This is a genomic window from Bathymodiolus azoricus thioautotrophic gill symbiont, from assembly GCF_001298715.1.
Classification (GTDB): Bacteria; Pseudomonadota; Gammaproteobacteria; order PS1; family Pseudothioglobaceae; genus Thiodubiliella.
The window spans coordinates 1-3,238 of record NZ_CDSC02000421.1; the positions used below are offsets into that span (position 1 = coordinate 1).

General features: G+C 39.7%; 3 protein-coding genes. All 3 read right to left on the reverse strand.

The genetic code is table 11. The features are described 5' to 3' along the window. Window positions 1-367, reverse strand: a 367-nt coding sequence (locus BAZSYMA_RS08075; RefSeq protein ID WP_195910164.1) for a transposase, incomplete at its 3' end; no start/stop codon positions are given. Window positions 368-373: 6 nt separating this feature from the next. After that, window positions 374-784 carry a transposase gene (locus tag BAZSYMA_RS08080; RefSeq protein WP_090717718.1) on the reverse strand — a complete coding sequence of 137 codons (411 nt, stop codon included), beginning with the start codon at window positions 782-784 and terminating at the stop codon, window positions 374-376. A 154-nt stretch (window positions 785-938) separates the two neighbouring features. Beyond that, the gene (gene nrdA / locus BAZSYMA_RS08085; protein ID WP_090717723.1) at window positions 939-3,218 is read right to left on the reverse strand and encodes a class 1a ribonucleoside-diphosphate reductase subunit alpha; all 2,280 of its coding nucleotides are present in this window, start codon (window positions 3,216-3,218) and stop codon (window positions 939-941) included. Window positions 3,219-3,238: the final 20 nt, after the last annotated feature.

A 3,238-nucleotide genomic window follows, 5' to 3' on the forward strand; every position in this document is an offset into this window, starting at 1 on the left:
AAGACAAACTACAAATATCAAAATACAAGGCATTGGCATTAAAATCACCACAAGGCATTTGTCTTGCACCAAAATCATTTTTCAATTCTTTGATACGGTTTTCACTGTCTTCACCTCGTTGGTTGTAAAAATGGATAACCTTGCTGTCACTCAAAGTTTCAAGATTGGTGGCGATAGAGCGATAAATATATTGTCCACTGGTGATTTGTTCAGGGGCTTGGGTGCTGTTATTGCTGTCTAATTCTACCTGCCCAGTAACAGAGCTCCTTTGCACGACTAAATCAAAGACTTTGCCATTATTACCCATAAAATGGCGCATTCTAAAAGTGGCTTGCCCATCAATGGCTTTGCCTTTTTTATCAACCAAAAGTTGTCATTGGTTGTCCTTATCTACAAAAATATCTTTAAGAGATTGACGCATCTTTGCTCTGATACTAAATTCAATATCATGTTCAAAGCAATAATCAATAATACTGGCTTGATAGCCTGCTGCGTCTATTCTAAGTTTTTTGATGTTGGTGCCTTTAGGTAATGCGTCTTGAGAGATTTTGATAAAGTCAAGGTTGTCTTTTGCTGGTGATACACTACCTGTCCTAAAGTTAGTGGCAACAATCTGCCCTGTTTGGGCGATATGTCCTATCATTGGCATATAGCCCTTGTGTTTCTTATAAGTCCACTGAGCATCAGCTTTAAATGTGTTAATGGTATGTGCAGTAGCAAGTAGCCCAATGCGAGCGGTTAAAAGTTCGTTGGTAGAGGACAGTTTGTAGTTTAAAATTTTCATAAACGCAGTAAGGTTTGGTTGTGTATAAAAGGGATGTGGTTGTCTTTTGTGTTTTCACCCAATGGGTGAAACGGTTTTTTGGTTGAAATCATTATACTAGTTGGGGTTTGTGTGTTTTTTTGGTTTTTATTTTTGGATTGGGGATATCGTATTCTCACAATTTGCACACGCCATCTGCACAGGCGTTATCGTCTTCTTTTTCAAGCATGCCTTCTTCGCCGCTACCATCGCGTGTTGTATGATAATAAAGTGTTTTAACGCCGTATTTATAAGTTTTTAATAAGTCCATTAAGAACAACTTCATCGGTACCTTATTGTCTTCAAACAGTGCAGGGTCATAATGTGTGTTGGCTGAAATGGCTTGGTCAACAAACTTTTGCATAATGGCGCATAACTGCAAATAACCCTCATTGTCTTTAATGTCCCAGAGTAATTCGTATTGATTTTTTAATCTTTCATACTCTGGCACCACTTGCTTTAACAGGCCGTCTTTTGATTGCTTAGTGGTGACAAAGGCGCGCGGTGGTTCAATGCCATTGGTAGAGTTTGAGATTTGTGAGGAGCTTTCACAGGGCATTAATGCGGTTAGAGTGGAGTTTCTCAAGCCGTCTTTTTTGATGTCTTCTCGCAGCCCATCCCAATCCATGGTCAATGCGCTATGACAAAAATCATTAATATCTTTTTTAAAGGTATCAATTGGCAATATGCCTTTTGCGTATTGTGTTTCATTAAATAATGGACACCTGCCTTTTTCTTTGGCAAGTTTGTTAGAGGCTTTAAGCGAATAGTATTGCAAGGCTTCAAAAGCATGGTGAACCAAGTCATTACCTGAACCATCAGAATATTTAGCGCCATTTTTAGCCAAATAATAAGCCAAATTAGTCACACCAATACCGAGTGTACGACGATTCATACTGGCGATTTTTGCTGCTTTAATAGGATAGTCCTGATAATCTAATAAAGAATCTAGCGCTCTAACAATAATCTCAGTAATTTCTTCAAGCTCATCAATTGATTTTAAGGCGCCTAAATTTACCGCTGAGAGCGTGCAAAGTGCCACTTCACCTTCAGAGTCCTGAACAGAATAAAGCGGTTTGGTAGGTAAGGTAATCTCCATACAGAGGTTAGATTGACGAATAGGTGCAAGGCTTGGATTAAAAGCACCGTGAGTATTACAATGGTCAACATTTTGTACATAGATGCGCCCTGTATTTGCGCGCTCTTGCATAAAAGATGCAAACAGTTCACGCGCTTTGAGCGTTTTCTTGCAAATAGAGCTGTCTTTCTCGTAGCGTTCATATAGGCGTTTAAACTCATCTTGGTCTGCAAAGAATGCCTCATATAAGCCGGGTACTTCATGCGGTGAGAACAAAGTAATATCCCCATCTTCAATAAAGCGCTGATACATTAAGCCGTTGAATTGCACACCATAATCTAAATGACGCACTCGGTTTTCTTCGGTGCCAGTGTTATTCTTAAGCACCAGTAATTCTCTGACTTCAAGATGCCAAAATGGATAGAATAGGGTAGCTGCACCACCACGCACCCCCCCTTGAGAGCAAGACTTAACGGCTGTATGAAAATGCTTGTAAAAAGGAATACAACCCGTGTGCATTGCCTCACCACCACGAATAGGGCTACCCAATGCACGAATTTTACCAGCATTGATACCAATACCAGCACGCTGAGAAACATACTTAACAATTGCCCCTGCTGCTGCACTGATTGAATCTAGATCATCATCTGTCTCAATCAATACACAAGAAGAAAATTGACGGGTTGGCGTGCGAACGCCCGCCATAATGGGTGTTGGCAAAGATATTTTAAAATTAGAAACCGCATCATAAAAACGCTTAACAATATCTAGTCGTACTTTGGGATCGTATTCTTGGAATAAACACATGCCAACCAACATATACAACTGCTGTGGCGATTCGTGAATTGCACCAGTGGTGCGGTTTTGTACCAAATATTTACCCTCAAGCTGCTTGACTGCTGCATAAGAGAATTTCATATCTCGTTCATGATCAGTATGAGCATCAAGTTCTTCAATTTCCTGTTGGGTGTATTTGTCTAAGATATCTTTGTCATAAATACCTAACGCTGTCAATTTACTCACATGCTCAAACAAGGGCGGTGGCGTAAAAGATTTAAACGATTTTTTGCGCAAATGAAAGATGGCTAAACGCGCTGCTAAATATTGATAATCAGGCGTCTGTGTAGAAATCAGGTCAGCGGCTGATTTAATGATAGTTTCATGGATATCCTCGGTCTTAATGCCATCAAAAAATGCCAAAGTTGCATTAATCTCAACTTGAGAAACACTGACCCCATTCAATCCTTGGGCAGCCCAATTAACAACACGATGGATTTTTTCCATATCAATCGCTTCTTTTTTGCCATTTCGCTTGGTAACTTGGATGTCTTTTTTCATTTCTCTCTTTTTTGATAAAA

Coding starts and splice junctions, on each gene's coding strand:
- BAZSYMA_RS08080 (WP_090717718.1), bottom strand. CDS start 784: ATGAAAATTTTAAACTACAAACTGTCCTCTACCAACGAACTTTTAACC.
- nrdA (WP_090717723.1), bottom strand. CDS start 3,218: ATGAAAAAAGACATCCAAGTTACCAAGCGAAATGGCAAAAAAGAAGCG.